We start from the raw sequence: 17832 nt of genomic DNA, 5'->3' as shown, positions 1-17832 counted from the left end.
TTGCCTGGCCGTATTGTAGAAGGCTGACCGCGGCCCCGTGTTCAGGGCCGCGTCAGTCTCCGCGCGGAGGACTCAGCCTCGCACCTGGCCTTCGCCGCTCAGCACCCACTTCAGCGTGGTCAGGCCTTCCAGGCCGACCGGGCCGCGCGCGTGCAGGCGGTTCGTGGAGATGCCGATCTCGGCGCCGAGGCCGTACTCGAAGCCGTCGGCGAAGCAGGTCGGCAGGTTGACGTAGACCGAGCTTGAGTCGACCTCGCGCTGGAAGCGCTGCGCGGCGGACAGGTCCTCGGTGACGATCGCGTCGGTGTGGCCGGAACCCCAGCGCGCGATGTGTTCGATGGCGTCGTCCAGCGAGTCGACGATGCGCACCGCCAGGATGGGCCCCAGGTATTCCGTCGCCCAGTCTTCCTCGGTGGCCGGCTTGGCGTGCGGCAGCAGGGCCAGGGTGCGGGGGCATCCGCGCAGTTCGACGCCGTGCTCGGCGAAATCCGCGGCCAGGCCGGGAAGAAGCGAGACGGCGGCCACCGCGTCGACCAGCAGGGTCTCCATGGCGCCGCAGATGCCGTAGCGGTAGGTCTTGGCGTTGAAGGCGATGGCGTGCGCCTTGTCGGGATCCGCCGCCGCGTCGATATAGACGTGGCAATTGCCGTCCAGATGCTTGATCAGCGGCACGCGGGCCTCTTGGGACAGGCGGGCGATCAGGCCCTTGCCGCCGCGGGGCACGATGACGTCGATGTGCTCGGTCATGGTGATGAGCTTGCCGACCGCGGCCCGGTCCGCGGTGGCCACGACCTGCACCGCGTCTTGCGGCAGACCGGCGGCGGCCAGGCCTTTCTGCACGATGCGGCCCAGCGCGATGTTGGAGTGCAGCGCTTCGCTGCCGCCGCGCAGGATGGCGGCGTTGCCGGACTTCAGGCACAGCGCGGCGGCGTCGATCGTCACGTTGGGGCGGGATTCGTAAATGATGCCGATCACGCCCAGCGGGACGCGCATCTGGGCGACGCGCATGCCGTTGGGCCGCACCGTGGTGGCGGTAATGCTGCCGATCGGGTCCGGCAGGGCCGCGATCTGGCGCAGGCCTTCGGCCATGTGCGCGAGCGTCTTGTCGGACAGGGTCAGGCGGTCCAGCAGCGCGGGCTCCAGCCCGTTGGCGCGGGCGGCGGCGACGTCTTTTTCGTTGGCCGCCTTGAGTTCGTCGTGGCTGGCGGCCAGGGCGTCGGCCATGGCCAGCAGCGCCTGGTTCTTGGCGGCGCCGGTGGCGCGCATCATGGCGCGCGAGGCGCGGCGGGCGTTTTCGCCCAGGGTGAGCATGGCTTGTTCGATGGAGGACGAGGACATGGCGGCGTCGATCATGAATGTGGGGCGGCATGGAAGCCGCCTGGAGAATCAGTGTATATCCGGCCGGACGGCCGGGCGAACCTCCGGTCAGGCGGCCGGAGGGGCGAGGCGGAGGCGGCGGCTATGCCGCCTTCACGGTCGTCCGCCAGCGGCGGCGACGCGCAGCGCGAGCCGGGTCATTTCTTCCCAGGGGTCGGACAGGCGGCCCGGCACCGACAGGCCTTTTATCAGGCGGTCGACTTCGTGCGCGTGCTGCACCGCGGCCGGCCAGACGCCCGGCTGGACCCGGCCCAGGGCCTGCAGGGCAAGGCGTTCGTGCGCGCCGAAAATGCGCAGGCGGCGCATCAGGCCGTTGACGTCCTGCCCCAGGGCGCGGGCCTCCGCGACGCGGGCCAGCAGGCGGATTTCTTCGCCCACCGCCCACAGCACCAGCGGCAGCGCCTCGCCTTCGGCGCGCAAGCCGTCGATCATGCGGATGGTGCGGCCCGTGTCGCCGGCGAGCATGGCGTCGCGCAGGCCGAAGACGTCATAGCGCGCCACGTTCAGCACCGCGCGTTCCACGTCTTCCGCCGCAAGCTGGCCTTCGGGGTAGAGCAGGCCCAGTTTCTGGATTTCCTGGTGGGCGGCCAGCAGGTTGCCTTCCACTTTGTCGGCCATCCATTGCAGGGTGGCGTTGTCGGCGCGCTGGTTCTGGCGCGCGAGACGCATGCCGATCCACGCGGGCAGGCGGCCCCGCTCGATGCCGGCGATATCGACCATTATGCCGCCGCGGCTCAGCGCCTGCGCCCAGCGGCTATCGCGGGTGGCCTTGTCCAGGCGGGGCAGCGAAATCAGGACGAGCGTGTCCGGGTCGGCCTGCTTCTCGGCCTGTTCGGCCAGCCGGGCCAGGGTATCGGCGCCGGCCTTGCCGGGCTTGCCGGTGGGGATCTTGATTTCGAGGATGCGGCGGTCGCCGAACAGCGACACGCTTTGGGTGGCGGCGGTGACCGAGCTCCAGTCGCTGCGCGCATCCATCACCATGGACAGGCGGTCGGTATAGCCGGCGTTGCGGGCCGAGGCGCGCAGCACGTCGACGGCCTCGGTCACCAGCAGCGGTTCGTCGCCGGACACCGTGTACAGCGGCGCCAGCCGGTTGCCCGGCCTTTGCAGGTGCTCGGCCAGGCGGTCCGCGTCCAGGAGCTGTGCCATTTAGCGCAGGATGGCCGGGTCGGTGGTGGACGGCGTCTGCCAGGGCGCCGGCGTGCTTTGCGGTTCGGGCGCGTTCGGATCGTACAGCGGGATTTCGCCTTCTTCGCCGCGCCGCTCGGCGTTCTCGAAGGCGCTGCTCACGTCCGGAGCGGTCAGGCGGCGCAGCAGGCGGGACACCAGATCGCGCTGCATGGCGCGGTACAGCGTCTCGATCTGGCCCTGCTTGGCCTGCACGACCTGGTCGTCGTAGGGCATTTCGCGGTAGATCGACAGCGTCGTGTCCGGAATCACGGCCCGGCCCTTGGCGTCGATGAGACGGAACGTGTAGTTGATCCCCAGTTCGTATTCCTCGACGCGGCCCTGCGCGTTCAGCGAGACCTCGCGCAAGGTCCGCGAGTCGGAGACCTGCTGGAGGATGGCCTGGGCCTCTTTGGTGTCTTCGACCAGCCTGGTGTTCGGCGACGCCGCGCGCACCGAGCGGCGCACGTCGGCGCCGAACTGGGTGTTGTCGGGGATGCCGATGTACAGCGTTTCGAACGGCAGGGGAGTGACTCCCCGCAAGGCGAAGCCGCAGGCGGAGAGCAGCATGAACAGCGCCAGGCAGGCGCCGCGCAGCAGCCAGGGTTGGCGGGAGGAGTGCGTTTGTTGCCCGGCGAAGTGCATGCTTGACCTCATCAGCCTACGACGTTGACCAGTTTGCCCGGGACGACGATGACGCGCTTGGGCGGACGGCCTTCCAGGAAGCGGGCGACCTCTTCCTGCGCGGCCGCCAGCTTCTCGATGTCTTCCTTGGCTGCCTTGGCGGCCACGCGGATCGAGCCGCGCAGCTTGCCGTTGACCTGGAGCATCAGCTCGATTTCGTCGGCGACCAGCGCCGCTTCGTCCACGTGCGGCCACGGCGCGTCCAGCAGGTCGCCCAGCTCCTTGGCGTAACCGAGGTCTTGCCACAGGTGCCAGGTGATGTGCGGGACGACCGGGTACAGCACGCGCAGCAGCACGCCAAGGGTCTCGGCGCAAGCGGCGTCGGACGCGGCGTCTTCGGACAGCTTGGCGTCGTCGATGGCGTTCAGCATTTTCATGCAGGCGGACACGACGGTGTTGTACTGGATGCGCTGGTAATCGTAGTCGGCCTGCTTGAGCAGCGTGTAGACCTCGCGGCGCAGGTCCTTGACGGCGGCCTGGGCTTGCGACCAGTCGGCGCCATGTGCCAGGCCGCGCGCGATGGCGTCGCGGCGGGCGTAGCTGATCGACCAGAGGCGGCGCAGGAAGCGGTTCGAGCCTTCGACGCCGGAGTCGGACCATTCGAGGGTTTGCTCGGGCGGGCTGGCGAACATGACGAACAGGCGGGCCGTGTCGGCGCCCAGGGTGTCGATCAGCGATTGCGGATCGACGCCATTGTTCTTGGACTTGGACATCGTGCCCACGCCGCCGTAGGTGATGGCCGAGCCGTCCGACTTCAGCTTGGCGCCGACGATGGCGCCGCGGTCGTCATAGACGTTTTCGACGTCTTCGGGCCAGAAGTACTCGATGCCGCCCTGGGGCGTCTTGCGCGAATAGATGTGGTTCAGCACCATGCCCTGGCACAGCAGCTTGGTGAAGGGCTCGTCGAAGTTGAGCAGGCCCATGTCGCGCATGACCTTGGTCCAGAAGCGGGCGTACAGCAGGTGCAGCACGGCGTGCTCGATGCCGCCGATGTACTGGTCCATCGGCATCCAGTAGTCATTGCGCGCGTCGACCATGGCGCGGTCGTTGCCCGGCGAGGTGTAGCGCATGAAGTACCAGGACGAATCCACGAACGTGTCCATCGTGTCCGTTTCGCGGCGCGCGGGCTTGCCGCAGTTGGGGCAGGCGCAGGACAGGAAGGCTTCGTTCTTGGCCAGCGGGTTGCCGCTGCCGTCGGGGATCAGGTCGTCGGGCAGGACGACGGGCAGGTCCTTTTCGGGGACCGGGACAGGGCCGCAATCCGCGCAATGGATGATGGGGATCGGGGTGCCCCAGTAGCGCTGGCGCGAAATGCCCCAGTCGCGCAGGCGCCAGGTGGTCTGCTTTTCGCCCAGGCCCAGCGCGCCCAGGTCGGCGGCGATGGCGTCGACCGCTTCCTTGTGCGAGAGACCGTCGTACTTGCCGGAATTGATGGTGCGGCCGGCTTGCTTGTCGCCGTACCATTCCTGCCAGGCGTCGGTGGAGTAGGCCTTGCCGGCCACGTCCACGACCTGGACGATGGGCAGGTCGTATTTCTTCGCGAAGGCGAAATCGCGTTCGTCATGCGCCGGCACGCCCATGACGGCGCCGTCGCCGTAGGTCATGAGCACATAGTTGCCGACCCAGACCTCGACCTCGGCGCCCGTGACGGGGTGCGTGACGAACAGGCCGGTGGGCATGCCTTCCTTTTCGCGCGTGGCCATTTCGGCCTCGGTCGTGCCGCCCAGCTTGCATTGCTCGATGAATGCGGCCAGTTGCGGATTGGACAAGGCGGCCTGCGTGGCCAGGGGATGCTCAGGCGCCACCGCGCAGAAGGTCACGCCCATGATGGTGTCGGCGCGGGTCGTGAAGACGTACAGCTTGCCGTCCTGGATCGGCTGGCCGTCCGGGCCGGCGATCTTGTGCGGGAAGGCGAAGCGCAGGCCCTCGGACTTGCCGATCCAGTTTTCCTGCATCAGGCGCACGCGCTCGGGCCAGCCGGGCAGGTCGTTCTGGACGGCGCCCAGCAGTTCGTCGGCGTAATCGGTGATGCGCAGGTAGTAGCCCGGGATCTCGCGCTTTTCGACGAGCGCGCCCGAACGCCAGCCGCGGCCGTCGATGACCTGTTCGTTGGCCAGCACGGTCTGGTCCACCGGATCCCAGTTGACGACCTGGGTCTTGCGGTAGGCCACGCCCTTTTCCAGCATCTTGAGGAACAGCCACTGGTTCCACTTGTAGTACTGGGGATCGCAGGCGCACATTTCGCGCGACCAGTCGATCGCCAGGCCCATCGCCTTCATCTGCTTCTTCATGTAGGCGATGTTGTCGTAGGTCCACTTCGCCGGCGGCACCTTGGACTTGATGGCGGCGTTCTCCGCCGGCATGCCGAAGGCATCCCAGCCCATGGGCATCAGCACGTTGTAGCCGCGCATGCGCAACTGGCGCGCCATCATGTCGTTGATGGTGTAGTTGCGCACGTGGCCCATGTGCAGCTTGCCGCTGGGGTAGGGCAGCATCGAGCAGGCGTAGAACTTCGGCTTTTCGGAGCCGTCGGCGTTCGTCGCGTGTTCGTGGACCAGGTAGACGTCGCGGGCCTGCCAGTCTTGGTGGGCGGCTGCTTCGACGATATTGGGGAGGTAACGTTCCTGCATGGGCTCGTGCACGGTGGCAAAAAAAGGGTGAGCCGCCCGGCCGCGCCGGGCGCGCGGGCGGCCGGATGCGGGAGCGGTCAAAACCCCTAATTATAGGAGGTGCTAGGCGCGGGCAGGGGGCGGGGCCGTTTCGGGGATGCGCGCGCTTGGCGCCAGGGTGCCGTACGCCAGCGTAATCCCTCCGAGAACGGCGCCCGCCGTGACCACGCCGGGCCAGCCAAAATGGGCGTACAGCCAGGACGATACCAGCGAACCGGATGCGCCGCCGATGAAGTAGCTGGTCATGTAGCCGGCCGTCAGGCGGCTGCGCGCCTCGGGGCGCATCCGGTAGAGGGCGCTGCTGTTGGTGACGTGCACGCCCTGGATCGCCAGGTCCTGCACCAGGATGCCCAGCAGCAGGGCGATCACGGATACCTGGCCGAACGCCATCAATCCCCACGAACCCAGCAGCAGGAGCAGCCCGACGCGGGTGGCCAGGTTGCCCAGGCCGCGGTCGGCCAGGCGCCCGAACCGGTTGGCGGCGTAGGCGCCCGCGGCGCCGGCCAGCCCGAACAGGCCGATCGTCGTATTGCTGTATTGATAGGGAGGGCTGGCCAGGAGGAAGGTCAGGGGCGTCCACAGCATGCTGAAGGCGGCGAACAGCAGCCCGCCCAGGAGCGAGCGGGCGCGGAACAGCGGTTCTTCGACGAACATCCGGAGGATGGAGGCCAGCAGGCGGGGGTAGCTCAGGCCCGCGGGGCTCTGGTAGCGGGGCAGCACGCGCCACAGGGCGGCGGACATGATCAGCATCAGGATGGCCGCCACCCAGTACACCGTGCGCCAGCTTCCCACGTCGGCCAGCGCGCCCGCGACGGTGCGGGCCAGCAATATGCCCAGCAGCAGCCCGCTCATGACCGTGCCCACGGCCTTGCCGCGTTCGTGGGGGGCGGCCAGCGTGGCGGCGAAGGGCACCAGGATCTGCGCCACCACGGACAGCATGCCCGTCAGGGCGGTGCCCACGATCAGGACGGAGATATTGGGAGCGAAGGCCGAAATGAGCAGGCTGCCCGAGGACAGCAGGCTCATCAGTACGATCAGGCCGCGGCGCTCGAACATGTCGCCCAGCGGCACCAGCAGCATCAGGCCGACCGCGTAGCTTAGCTGCGCGGTGGTGACGATGGCGCCGGCGGCGGCGGTGGACAGCGAGAATTGTTCGCCGATGGTGTGCAGCAGCGGCTGCGCATAGTAGTTGCTGGCGACGGCGAGGCCAGTGGCGACGGACATCAGCAGAATGATCGGCGCGGTCAGCGCTGGCGCCTGGGGGGAGCGGGAAGCGGAGTTCATGGGTCTCGGGCGGGGAAAAACGGCGTTGCGCCCAGGGCGCGGGCGGCGGCGGGATGCATTCGGGGGCGGCGGGCTCAGGCCTCGATGCCGCCGGGCGTTTCCTGGTCCAGTCTGATCAGCATCTTCTTCAGCAGGCCGGCCAATTGCCTGCGCTCACTGGCCGATAGCGGCTCCAGCAATTCGTTCAGGTCCTTCATATAGTCCTTCAGCACCGCCTTGATGAGGCGCAGGCCTTCGGCGGTGAGCGAGACGATGACGCCGCGCCGGTCGTCCGGATTGGGGCTGCGGACAAGCAGGCCGGCCTGTTCCAGGCGATCCAGCCGGTTGGTCATCGCGCCCGAGGTCAGGAGCAGGGCTTCGACCAGTTTCTGCGGATTGAGGGCATAGGGCGCGCCGCTGCGGTACAGCGTGGCCAGCACGTCGAATTCGCCCTGGTGCAGGGTGTGGCGCCGAAAGCCGCGGTTCACGTTGCGCGTGGCCAGGGCATTCAGGCGGAATACGCGGGTGACGACGGACATGGGCGAGAAGTCCTGGCCGGGACATTCCTCGGTCCATTGCGAGATCACCAGATCGACGAGGTCGTTCGCGGGCGCCATTTATTTCCATATAAAGTATCTTTACGTGAAGATAAATTCTACCAGCGGCATGCCGGAACGCGCAATGCGCGCGATTAAAAAAGAAGGGCCCGCCTCTTGCGAGGCGGGCCCTTCCGGCTTGACCGGATACTCGCGCGGAATTACTGCGCGGCGTCCTTCAGCTTCTTGAGCGGGCGAACCTTCACCTTGACCGAAGCCGGCTTGGCGGGGAACCAGCGCTCTGCGCCCGTGAACGGATCCTTGCCGAAGCGCTTGGCCTTGGCGGGAACCTTCTGCACGGAGACCTTGAACAGGCCGGGCAGCGTGAATTCGCCGGCGCCCTTCTTGTCCACGGAACCCAGCACCGAGGTTTCCAGGCTGGCCAGGACGGCCTTGACGGCCTTGGCTTCGACGCCGGATTGCTCAACCAGGTAGGCGATGAGCTGGGTCTTGTTCAGAGCAGCCTTGATGGCCTTGGGGGCAGCGGCGACCTTCTTGGCGGCGACGACCTTCTTCGCTGCCGGCTTCACAGCGGGCTTTGCAGCAGGCTTCACAGCGGGTTTGGCGGCAGTTGCCTTCTTCGCGGGCGCCTTGGCGGCGGGCTTGGTGACTTTCTTGGCAGGAGCTTTTGCTTTCGTGGCCATGGTCAAAATCCGTATGTTGAGGACATGGAGCAGCGCGTGCCGGTTATCGGCATTTGACGCTACGCGCCCGATGATAGCGGAAGAGTGGCGGTAAATGCGGCTTTCCAGCGGGTTTTCAGTCGTTGTTTGTTGTTTTCGGCGCAGAAAGTGCTTTCTGCAAGGGTTCCTGCAAGATGTAGTGACATCCATGGCCCATTCTTTCACGCGCCGCGGCCAGTGAACCAACCGCGCCGCGCATGTTCCAATTGCGGGCGGCGCGGGAGCGCGCCAGGCGGCCGGAGGCTTGCCTGAAGGCGTTTGCGCCGGCTCCCGCGCGAGAGAAAACCATGCATGGAAGTGAAGCAGCTATATGTCGATGAAGAAGTTGGCGGCGAGCCTGATCGTTGCGGCCGCGTGTGTTTCGGGCGCCATGGCGCAGCCCATGCCCGCGCCGGCGTTGTCGGCGAAGGCCTGGCTCTTGCTGGACGAGACCAGCGGGCAGGTCATCGCCTCGCATGCCGCGGCGGCGCGGATCGAACCCGCGTCCTTGACCAAGATCATGACCGCGTACGTCGTGTTCGAGGCCCTGAGCAAGAAGGAATTGTCGGCCGCCCAGATGGTCACCGTTTCGACGCGCGCCTGGAAAGTGCCGGCGGGCAGTTCGAAGATGTTCCTCGAGCCCGGCTCGAAGGTGTCGGTGGACGACCTGCTGCGCGGGCTGATGATCCAGTCGGGCAACGACGCGGCCATCGCCCTGGCCGAGGCGGTGTCGGGCAGCGTCGAGGCCTTTGTGGTCCGGATGAACGACACCGCCGCGAAACTGGGCCTGCACGCCACGCGCTTCGCCAGCCCGCACGGGCTGCCGGACCCGGGCACCTATTCCACCGCGAGCGACCTGTCGGTCCTGGCCGCGCGCTTCATCCGCGACTATCCCCAGCTTTACAAGACCTACGATTCCGCCAGGCAATTCACCTACAACAAGATCACGCAGCCGAACCGCAACAGGCTCCTGTGGCTGGATCCCAGCGTGGACGGCCTGAAAACGGGGCATACCGAATCGGCGGGCTATTGCATCGTGGCCAGCGCGAAACGGCCCAACGGCGCGGGCGAGCGCCGGTTGATCACGGTGGTCGTCGGAACGGCGTCCGACAAGCTGCGCACCCAGGAAAGCCGCGAGTTGCTGGAGTGGGGCTTTCAGGGGTTCAATACCATCAAGCTCTACGCCCGCGGCGAAGCGGTGGCGACGCCCGAGGTCTGGAAGGGCGAGGCCGACAGCCTGAAGGCCGGGTTCGTGCGCGACGCCTACGTGACGGTGCCCGCCGGCGCCAAGGTGGAGCCGGTCTGGACGCCGCAGGAGCCGCTGGTCGCGCCGATCGCGGCGCAGGCCACGGTGGGCGCCGTGCGCGTGCTGGTCGACGGCAAGCCCGCCATGCAGTTCCCCGTGGTGGCGCTGGAGCCGGTGGCCGAGGCGGGATTCGCGGGGCGCGCGTGGGATTCCATCCGCTTGTGGTGGCGCGGCCACGCGGGATAACGGAGGTGTGCGATGGCGGTGAGTTTTCCTGGAGGTCCGGCGCCGGCGCCGGGAGCGAACGATCCGCTGGCCCTGCTGTCGGCCTGTCACGGGCGCATCGCCCGCCAATGCGCCACGCTCGGGCGGCTGGCCGCGCACCTGCCCACGCACGGCAGCGACGCGGCGGCCCAGACTGCCGCGGCCAGCGTCCTGCGGTACTTCGATACCGCGGCCGTCCATCATCACGAGGACGAGGAAGAGGACCTGTTCCCGGCCCTGATCGATTCCATGGCCGGCTCCGACGCGGTCTGCCTGCATGCGCTCGTGGACGGGCTGGTCGCCGAGCACCGGCAACTGGCGCGGCGCTGGGAGCCGCTGCGCAGGGCGCTTTCCGAGATCGCCGACGGGCGGCCCGCCGATCTGCCCGCGCATGAAATCAAGGATTTCACCGATGCCTACGCCGCGCACATCCGGCGCGAGGAAGACGAACTGCTGCCCATGGCGGCACGGCTGATATCGGACGATGCGCTGGCCGCGATCGGCCAGGCCATGAAATCGCGGCGCGGGGGCGAGGCGGGCTGAGGCCGCGGCGCAAGTCCGATTGGCGCTACGATGCGGGGTGTCCCGTTCCGCAGATACGTCCGCCATGAATCGCAACGCCCGCTTCCGCCAGAAATTGCAGGATTCCGTCCTGACGCACGCCATGTCGGCGCACAATCCCCTGTCCGCCAGGCTGGCGGCCGAGGCCGGGTTCGACGCCATATGGGGCAGCGGCTTCGAGCTCTCGGCCAGCTACGCGGTGCCCGACGCCAACATCCTTTCGCACTCGCAGCACCTGGACATGATGCGGGCGATCGCGGCCGCGGTGGACGTTCCCGTCATCGCCGACATCGACACCGGCTTCGGCAACGCGGTCAACGTGTCCTATATCGTGCCGCAGTACGAAGCGGCCGGCTGTTCGGCCGTGGTGATGGAGGACAAGACCTTTCCCAAGGACACCAGCCTGCGCGCCGCCGGCAGGCAGGAACTGGTGCGGATCGAGGAATTCCAGGGCAAGGTCGAAGCCGCCTGCGGCGCGCGCCGCGACGCGGATTTCTGCGTGATCGCCCGGACGGAGGCGCTGATCGCGGGGGCGGGCGAACAGGAGGCGCTGGCTCGGGCGTCGGCGTACGAGGCCGCGGGCGCGGATGCGATCCTGATCCATTCCAGGCAGAGCGAGCCCGGCGAGATCCTGTCCTTCGTGGCGGCATGGCGGGGGCGGGTGCCGCTGGTGCTGGTGCCCACCGCCTATCCGCAATTGCGCGAGTCCGACATCCAGGCGCTGGGCAAGGTCGGGCTGGTGATCTACGGCAACCACGCCATCCGGGCCGCGGTGGGCGCGATGCGCGACGTCTTCGCCCGCATCCGGCGCGACGGCGGCATCCACGAGGTCGACGCCGGCCTGCCTTCGGTCAAGGAAATCATCGGGTTGCAAGGCGATGCGGGCATGCGGGAACTGGAGCGCCGCTATCTGAAGTAGGCGGGCGCGTTGCGCGCGCCGGGGCTAGCGATTACGCTAGACGGCCCTGCCTCCCGCCCGACCGGCCGGAGGCGGGGCCGATTCAAGAGCAGACGCCTGGGGACGAGAAGGAATGATGCAGGGGGGGATGAACGTTGCGCGCCGGTTGTTCGGCCCGTGGGTCGACGATGTCAACGCGCCGACCTTGCGCGCCGATCTGGCCGCGGGCCTGCTGGGCGCATTGCTGGTACTGCCGCAGGGCGTCGCATTCGCCATGCTGGCGGGCCTTCCGCCCGAGTACGGCCTGTATTCCGCGATCGTTCCCTGTATCGTCGCCGCGCTGTTCGGCTCCAGCCGGCACGTCATGTCCGGCCCCACCAATGCCAATTCGCTGGCGCTCTATGCGGTGCTGACGCCCCTGGCGGCCGCCGGCAGCCCCGAGTACATCCAGTTGGCCCTGGCCGTGACGGTGCTGGTCGGCGCGATGCAATGGCTGGTGGGCACCCTGAGGCTGGGATCTCTGGCGCATTTCATTTCGCCTTCGGCCCTGTTCGGCTTTACCAGCGGCGCTGCCCTGTTGATTGCCGTGCACGCCTTGAAGGACGCGCTGGGGCTGCCGGCGCCCGGCTCGCACGGCGCGGGCGCCTTGCTGGCGAGCCTGGGCGCGAACATCGGGCAGGCGCACTGGGGCGCGGTACTGGTGACGCTGGCGACGCTGGCGGTGGCCCTGCTGGTGCGCCGGCTGGACAAGCGCAAGCCGTACATGCTGGCGGGGCTGGCGGCGGGCGTGCTGGCGGCCGCGGCGTTCAATGCGCTGGCCGACGGCAAGCCGGTGTCGGTGCTGGGCGCCATCGCCCAGCCCTGGCCTCCCTTCCATGTGCCCAGCGTCGACTGGCGCGCCTTGCCCGACCTGCTGAGCCTGGCCTTCGCGCTGACCATCGTGGCCCTGGCGCAATCGATTTCGATCGCCAAGGCCGTGGCCACGCGCTCGGGCCAGCGCATCGACGCGAACCGCGAGTTCGTGGGGCAGGGGCTCTCCAATATCGTGGGCGGGTTCTTTTCCTGCTACCTGTCCTGCGGGTCGCTGAACCGGTCGGTTCCCAATTACGAGGCGGGCGCGAAGACGCCGCTTGCCTCCGTGTTTTCGGCGCTGCTGCTGATGGTGCTGGTGGCCTTGTCGGCGCCCCTGCTGGCCAGGATTCCCCATGCCGCCATCTCCGGGCTGCTGTTGCTGGTCGCCTGGACCTTGCTGGACATTCCCCGCTGGCGGCAACTGATCCGCACCCAGCCGAGCGAGTGCGTCATCGCCGGCGCGACCCTGGCCGCCACCATCACCATCCGCATGGAGGTGGCGATCCTGCTGGGCACGGTGCTGTCGCTGATGGTCTACCTGCACCGTACTTCGCGCCCCGCGATGCGCACGATGGGGTTCGATTCGCGCGGGCTGGAGCGGCGCTTCGTCGTGCTGGAGCACCAGCGGGACGCGTTGCCGGAATGTCCCCAGTTGAAGTTGCTGCGCATGGAAGGCTCCGTCTATTTCGGCGCCGCGGCGCACGTGGCGCAGCGCCTGCACGAACTGCGCGCCGCGCCGGGCGCGCCTCGCCATCTGCTGGTGATGGCCAAGAGCATGAATTTCATCGACCTGGCCGGCGCGCAGGTCTGGGAAGACGAGCTGGCCGCGAGAAGGGCCATGGGCGGCGACCTGTATTTCCATCGGCCGCGGCCCGAGGTGCTGGAGATGTGGCGCCGCACGGGATTCCTGGGCCGCCTGGGCGAGGATCACGTGTTCCCCGACAAGGCGACGGCGCTGCATGCCATCTACGCCAGGCTGGACCGCGGCATCTGCGCGGGCTGCCAGGCCAGGATCTTCTGGGAATGCCAGCCGGACAGCCCGCAAAGCGGGGGCTGAGGCGGTCGGCGCTCAGGCCGGCTGCGGCGCGTCCGTGCCCAGGTAGGCGGCCTTGACCCGTTCATCGGCCGCGATCGCCGCGGGATCGCCCTCCGCCAGCAGGCTGCCGCGCACCAGCACGGCGATGCGGTCGGCGTGCTTGAACACCACGTCCAGGCTGTGTTCCGTGAACAGCACGGCGATGCGCTGCGTGTCGGCCAACTGGCGGGTCAGCCGCATCAGCGCGTGGCGCTCGTTGGTGGCCATGCCCGCGGTGGGTTCGTCCATCAGCAGCAGGCGCGGCTGGTGCGCGAGCGCCATCGCCAGCTCGACCCGCTTGACGTCGCCGTAGGCCAGCGTGCCGCAAGGCTCGGCGGCCTTGTCCGCCATCCGCACCTGGGACAGCAGGGCCATGGCTTCGTCGACCGCGTGCCGGCCGGCCCGGCGCCAGGGGTTGAAGAGCAGCCGGTCGCGGGACAGCAGCGCCGTCTGCACGTTTTCCCGCACCGTCATGGAACGGAAGGTGGCGGCGGTCTGGAAGGTCCGGCCCACGCCCAGCCGGCAGATCCTGCCGGCGGACAGGCCCACCAGTTCGCGGCCGTCCATCCGGACCGAGCCGGCGTCGGGGCGCAACTGGCCCCCCAGCACGTTGAAGCAGGTGGATTTGCCGGCGCCGTTCGGCCCGATCAGCGCCAGCATCCGGCCGGCCTCCAGCGTGAACGACACGCCGGCCAGCGCGTCGATGCCGCCGAACGATTTCCGCAGGCCGCGGACTTGCAGCAAGGGATCGGCGGCGTTCACTGGGCTGCCTTCATGCCGCGCATTCCGGTATTCGCCCTCGGGGCGGCCCGGCGGGCTCATGCCGGCCTCCCGCGCAAGCGCGCGGCGGCGCCCGCCAGGCCTTCGGGAAAGGCCATGACCAGGGCCAGGATGGCCAGCCCCAGCACGGCGTGCCAGTACTCGGTGCTGCGCGCGGCGGCGTCCTGCAGCCAGGTGTAGGACGCCGCGCCCACGAGCGGGCCGGCCAGGGTCTGCAAGCCGCCCAGCAGCACCATGACCAGGCCGTCGACCGACCGGCTCACGGCCAGCACGTCGGGCGCGATGCTGCCCTTGGAGAACGCGTAGAGCGAGCCCGCCAGGCCCGCGGCGAAGGATGCCGCCACGAAGCCCGCCCACTGCACGCGCCGGGTGTCCATCCCCAGCGCCTCGGCGCGCAGGGAAGAATCGCGCACGCCGCGCAGCGCGTAGCCCAGCGGCGAGAACACCAGGCGGCGCAGCCACCAGATGCCGGCGGCGCACAGCGCCAGCGTGACGTAGTAGAACCACGGCCCGCGCGCCAGCCAGGCCGACGGCCACAGGCCGATCAGCCCGTTGCTGCCGCCCGTCACGTCGTCCCATTGATAGGCCAGCGCCCACAGGATCTGGGCCACGGCCAGGGTCAGCATCGCCAGGTACACGCCCGACAGGCGCACGCAGAACCAGCCGAACAGCAGGGCGCCCAGCGCCGCGGCGAAGGGGCCGAGCAACAGCGCCGCTTCCATCGGCACGGCCGCCAGTTTCAGCAGCAGCGCGGCGCCATAGGCGCCCAGGCCGAACCAGGCGGCGTGGCCGAACGACGTCATGCCCGCCAGTCCCGTCAGGAAGTGCAGGCTGGCGGCAAACAGCGCGGCGATCAGGATTTCGGTCAGCAGGATGCCCAGATAGGGCCATTGGATGGACGCCACCGGCGCGAGCGCCAGCAGGGCCAGCAGCAGGCCATAGGCCAGCCGCAGGCGCCGGCCCGCGGGCGCGATGGGACGCTCGGGCGCGGCGGCGTGGGACGACGGCGCGGGCGGCTTGCCCAGCAGGCCCCAGGGCCGCGCTACCAGCACCACCGCCATGACGGCGAATTCCGCCAGCAGCGTGAGCTTGGACAGGTTGAAGACCCACGGGCCGAGTTGCACCTGTCCCAGGAATACGAACACGGCCTTGACCGAACAGATGAGCAGGGCGGCCAGGAAGGCGCCGGGAATGGACCCCAGGCCGCCCACGACGACGACCACGAAGGCGCTGGCGATGATTTCCAGGTCCAGTCCGAGCGTGGCGGGCACGCGCGGCGCGGCCAGCGCGCCGCCCAGGCCGGCGAGGAAGGCGCCCAGCGTAAAGGCGGAGGTGAACAGCCAGGCCTGATTGACGCCCAGCGCGGCCAGCATTGCGCGGTTTTCCGCGGCGGCGCGCAGCAGCCGGCCCCAGCGGGTGCGCATCAGCAACAGCCAGAGCAGGCCCAGCACCACCGGGCCGGCCGCGATCAGCAGCAGGTCGTACTGCGGATAGCGGCGGCCGAGGATCTGCACGGCGCCGGACAGCCCCGGCGCGCGGGCCGCGAAAAGGTCCTCGGGGCCCCAGACCGCCAGCGCGGCGTCGCCGATGATGAGCACCAGCGCGAACGTGGCCAGCAGTTGGAAGAGTTCGGGAGCCTGGTACAGGCGCTTGAGCACCAGCCATTCGGCGGCCGCGCCGATGGCGCCGGTCGCCAGCGCGGCCAGCAGCAGGCCCGCCCAGTAGCCCGCGCCGTCGCCGAACCAGCCGGTGAAGGTCCAGGCCAGGTAGATCCCCAGCATGTAGAACGAGCCGTGCGCGAAGTTCACCACGCGGGTCACGCCGAAGATCAGCGACAGGCCGGCGGCCACCAGGAACAGCGCGCTGGCGTCCGCCAGGCCGTTGAGTAGCTGCAGCAGCAGTCCGGAAAAGCTCATCAGCGCGCCGGACGCATCTTGCGGACCTGTTCGTCGGGCGGTTGCAGGCGGGCGCCGTCGATATAGGCGAAGTCCTTCATGACGCCCTTGCCGTCCTCGAGCGCGGTCACGCCCACGTAGACGCCCATGGTCGATTGGTGGTCGATCTTGCGGTACTGGATCTGGCCGTAGGGCGTCTCCACCTTCAGGCCGGCGAACGCGTCGACGAGCTTTTCGGTGTCCACGGCGCCGGCCGCTTTCAGGCCTTCGGCGATGGACATGAGCGACGCATAGCCGACCACCGATCCCACCTTGGGCGTTTCGTTGTAGCGTTTTTTGTAGGCCTCGACGAAGGCGGTGTTGGCCGGCGTGTCGATGGCGTACCAGGGGTATCCGGTGACGATCCAGCCCGTGGGCGTGTCGGCGCCCAGGGGCTCGAGGTATTCGGGTTCGCCGGACAGCACCGAGACGACCGCGCGGTTCTCGAACAGGCCGCGCGTATTGCCTTCGCGCACGAAGCGCGTCAGGTCGGCGGCGAACAGCACGTTGAAGATCGCGTCGGGCTTGGCGTCGGCCAGGGCCTGCACGACAGCGCCGGCGTCCACCTTGCCCAGCGGCACGGCCTGCTCGGCCACGAATTCCACGTCGGACTGGAAGGCCGTCATCATGGCCTTGAACGTGGCCACGGCCGACTGCCCGTATTCATAATTGGGATAGACGATGGCCCAGCGCTTCTTGCGCAGGGCCAGCGCCTTGGGGGCCAGGGCCGCCACGTGCATCCAGGTGGACGGGCGCAGCCGGTACGTATAGCGGTTGCCTTCCTGCCAGGTGATCTTGTCGGTGAGCGGTTCGGCCGCCAGGAAGAAGACCTGCTGCTGCTTGGCGAAATCCGTCAGCGCCAGCCCGGTGTTGGAAAGAAAGCCCCCGAACAGCAGGTCGACTTTCTCGCGGGCCAGCAATTCCTGGGCCGCGCGCACCGAATCGCCGGGATTGCCGTTGTCGTCGCGCGAGATGACTTCCAGTTTCCGGCCCAGCACGCCGCCTCCGGCGTTGACCTGTTCCTGCGCGAGCTGCCAGCCTTTCTTGTAGGGGCCCAGGAAGGCGGGGATCGCCTTGTAGCTGTTGATCTCGCCGATGCGGATCGGCGGCTCCTTGTCTTTGGCGGAGACGGCCGGAGCCAGCGCCAGGGCCAGGAGAGCCGGCGCGAGGGCGCGGCGCAGCAGGGTAAGGCAGGGACGGAGCATGGCAGGTATTCGCTTGGAGAGGGAATCGGGCGCCTCGGGGCGAGGGCGGCGGCCCAATTGAAGCATGTGTCTTTGCCGTGCCGCAATAACGCGCTGTCCGTTTTCAATATTCCCCGCAACGGCGGCGCGGGAAAAACCCTGACAGCACAATAGCTTAGTCCAGCTCTCTTTGCGAGATGCGCAAGAGCTTCTGAAAATGCGGGCACTGCATGTGGCTGGGCGCCGGGCAATCGGCCACGTGCCGAAGCGTGTCCTTGAGGGCGGCCAATCGGCGGATCTGGCACTCCAGCGCGTCCGCCCGCTCGTGCAGGACGGGGCGGGGCAGGTTGGGGGCGCCGTCCTTGTCGAACATTTCCCCGATCTCTTGCAGGGAAAAGCCCGCTGTTTTCCCCAGGAAGATCAACATCAGTTGGGTCAGCGTTTCCTCTCCGTACTGACGCCTGAGGCCGCGCCTGGCGCGCGATTGGATCAGCCCGACTTCTTCGTAGTAGCGCAGCGTGGAGGCGGGCACGCCGCTGCGCCTGGACAGCACGCCGATATCGAGAAGACTCATGCTTGACCTCAAGTTGACTTGAAGTTGCATAGTAGTTGCCATCCCC

Annotated in this window: 15 protein-coding genes; 4 read left to right on the top strand and 11 right to left on the bottom strand. The window is 68.4% G+C overall.

The features are described from left to right. Window positions 1-72 precede the first annotated feature (72 nt). The 7 genes from WHX56_RS26805 to WHX56_RS26775 all read right to left on the bottom strand — a co-directional run bounded on the left by WHX56_RS26805 (window position 73) and on the right by WHX56_RS26775 (window position 8400). Entirely contained in the window at window positions 73-1353 is a 1281-nt protein-coding gene (locus tag WHX56_RS26805; protein WP_129241073.1) for a glutamate-5-semialdehyde dehydrogenase, read from the bottom strand. 117 nt (window positions 1354-1470) lie between these two features. Beyond that, window positions 1471-2526, bottom strand: coding sequence for a DNA polymerase III subunit delta (gene holA / locus WHX56_RS26800; RefSeq protein WP_338879456.1), 1056 nt, complete (start codon window positions 2524-2526; stop codon window positions 1471-1473). Further along, window positions 2527-3189, bottom strand: a complete 663-nt coding sequence (gene lptE, locus WHX56_RS26795; protein ID WP_129241075.1) for an LPS assembly lipoprotein LptE — start codon at window positions 3187-3189, stop codon at window positions 2527-2529. Between the two features lie 11 nt (window positions 3190-3200). After that, window positions 3201-5858 (bottom strand): leucine--tRNA ligase, encoded by a 2658-nt coding sequence (gene leuS, locus WHX56_RS26790; protein WP_287752392.1) that lies wholly within the window; start codon window positions 5856-5858, stop codon window positions 3201-3203. Between the two features lie 102 nt (window positions 5859-5960). After that, window positions 5961-7181, bottom strand: a complete 1221-nt coding sequence (locus tag WHX56_RS26785) for an MFS transporter (protein ID WP_287752393.1) — start codon at window positions 7179-7181, stop codon at window positions 5961-5963. 74 nt (window positions 7182-7255) lie between these two features. After that, complete coding sequence (locus tag WHX56_RS26780; protein WP_129241078.1) at window positions 7256-7777, bottom strand: MarR family winged helix-turn-helix transcriptional regulator; 522 nt, start codon at window positions 7775-7777, stop codon at window positions 7256-7258. 140 nt (window positions 7778-7917) lie between these two features. Further along, on the bottom strand, window positions 7918-8400 hold the full coding sequence (locus tag WHX56_RS26775) for an HU family DNA-binding protein (protein WP_129241265.1): 483 nt from the start codon (window positions 8398-8400) through the stop codon (window positions 7918-7920). Window positions 8401-8749: 349 nt separating this feature from the next. On the opposite strand from WHX56_RS26775, the gene WHX56_RS26770 reads away from it, so the two are divergent. The 4 genes from WHX56_RS26770 to WHX56_RS26755 all read left to right on the top strand — a co-directional run bounded on the left by WHX56_RS26770 (window position 8750) and on the right by WHX56_RS26755 (window position 13296). After that, window positions 8750-9910, top strand: coding sequence for a D-alanyl-D-alanine carboxypeptidase family protein (locus WHX56_RS26770; protein WP_287752583.1), 1161 nt, complete (start codon window positions 8750-8752; stop codon window positions 9908-9910). A gap of 12 nt (window positions 9911-9922) precedes the next feature. Then, on the top strand, window positions 9923-10471 hold the full coding sequence (locus tag WHX56_RS26765; protein ID WP_338879455.1) for a hemerythrin domain-containing protein: 549 nt from the start codon (window positions 9923-9925) through the stop codon (window positions 10469-10471). Between the two features lie 64 nt (window positions 10472-10535). After that, complete coding sequence (locus WHX56_RS26760; protein WP_129241081.1) at window positions 10536-11408, top strand: phosphonopyruvate hydrolase; 873 nt, start codon at window positions 10536-10538, stop codon at window positions 11406-11408. A gap of 127 nt (window positions 11409-11535) precedes the next feature. Continuing rightward, on the top strand, window positions 11536-13296 hold the full coding sequence (locus tag WHX56_RS26755; RefSeq protein WP_287752586.1) for a SulP family inorganic anion transporter: 1761 nt from the start codon (window positions 11536-11538) through the stop codon (window positions 13294-13296). Window positions 13297-13308: 12 nt separating this feature from the next. Here WHX56_RS26755 and WHX56_RS26750 read toward each other — a convergent pair whose 3' ends face one another. The 4 genes from WHX56_RS26750 to WHX56_RS26735 all read right to left on the bottom strand — a co-directional run bounded on the left by WHX56_RS26750 (window position 13309) and on the right by WHX56_RS26735 (window position 17786). Beyond that, complete coding sequence (locus tag WHX56_RS26750) at window positions 13309-14136, bottom strand: ABC transporter ATP-binding protein (RefSeq protein ID WP_422393624.1); 828 nt, start codon at window positions 14134-14136, stop codon at window positions 13309-13311. Next, window positions 14133-16010 (bottom strand): ABC transporter permease, encoded by a 1878-nt coding sequence (locus WHX56_RS26745; RefSeq protein ID WP_338879454.1) that lies wholly within the window; start codon window positions 16008-16010, stop codon window positions 14133-14135. The genes WHX56_RS26750 and WHX56_RS26745 overlap by 4 nt, the downstream gene beginning before the upstream one ends. Next, on the bottom strand, window positions 16010-17233 hold the full coding sequence (locus tag WHX56_RS26740) for an ABC transporter substrate-binding protein (protein ID WP_338879453.1): 1224 nt from the start codon (window positions 17231-17233) through the stop codon (window positions 16010-16012). Before WHX56_RS26740 ends, WHX56_RS26745 begins: the two co-directional genes overlap by 1 nt. A 154-nt stretch (window positions 17234-17387) precedes the next feature. Further along, window positions 17388-17786 carry a helix-turn-helix domain-containing protein gene (locus WHX56_RS26735; RefSeq protein WP_338879452.1) on the bottom strand — a complete coding sequence of 133 codons (399 nt, stop codon included), beginning with the start codon at window positions 17784-17786 and terminating at the stop codon, window positions 17388-17390. Between the last annotated feature and the right edge of the window lie 46 nt (window positions 17787-17832).

Origin of the sequence: Achromobacter veterisilvae, assembly GCF_037619525.1 — a bacterium.
GTDB lineage: Bacteria > Pseudomonadota > Gammaproteobacteria > Burkholderiales > Burkholderiaceae_B > Achromobacter > Achromobacter veterisilvae.
This window is presented reverse-complemented; position numbering and strand designations above follow the sequence as displayed.